The following is a 421-nucleotide window of genomic DNA, read 5'->3' as shown; positions in this document are numbered from 1 at the left end:
TCGTTCGACAGGTCGAGGAGCAGGGCCGCTCGGCCCGACCGCAGGTTCTCGGCGTCGCCGGGCTCCAGCAGATCGAGCCGCCCGTTCAGGTCCGGGAAGCCGAGGCGGACGAAGTCGAGCACCGGCAGGCAGAGCACGTGGTTGGCCGCGCCCGGATGGGCGGTGACGCTGATCCGCTTCCCCAGCCAGCCCAAAGCCGCCGGCAGGAAATGGCCGGCCTCCCCGCGGGGGACCAGGACGATCTCGGAGGCGGATGGGCTCATCGCGATTCTCGGGCGGCCGGTCGCACGGTGATCCGCCGCCTGAAAGCCGCGCGATGCCGGATAAAGGCTTCGCGCGGATGCGTCGATCCCCGGGACTCAGGCCGGGACCAGCTCGGCCGCGCGCACGGGCGTCGGTCCCGCCCGGTAGGCCGCCGAGG

Annotated in this window: 1 protein-coding gene; it reads right to left on the bottom strand. The window is 73.2% G+C overall.

The window, feature by feature from the left end; translation table 11 throughout:
* The coding region (locus D3I60_RS01375; RefSeq protein ID WP_262774317.1) for a hypothetical protein at nt 1-263 on the bottom strand (263 nt) is incomplete at its 3' end.
* Nucleotides 264-421: the final 158 nt, after the last annotated feature.

Origin of the sequence: Brevibacterium permense (genome assembly GCF_025506275.1) — a bacterium.
GTDB classification, from domain to species: domain Bacteria; phylum Actinomycetota; class Actinomycetes; order Actinomycetales; family Brevibacteriaceae; genus Brevibacterium; species Brevibacterium permense_A.
This window is presented reverse-complemented; position numbering and strand designations above follow the sequence as displayed.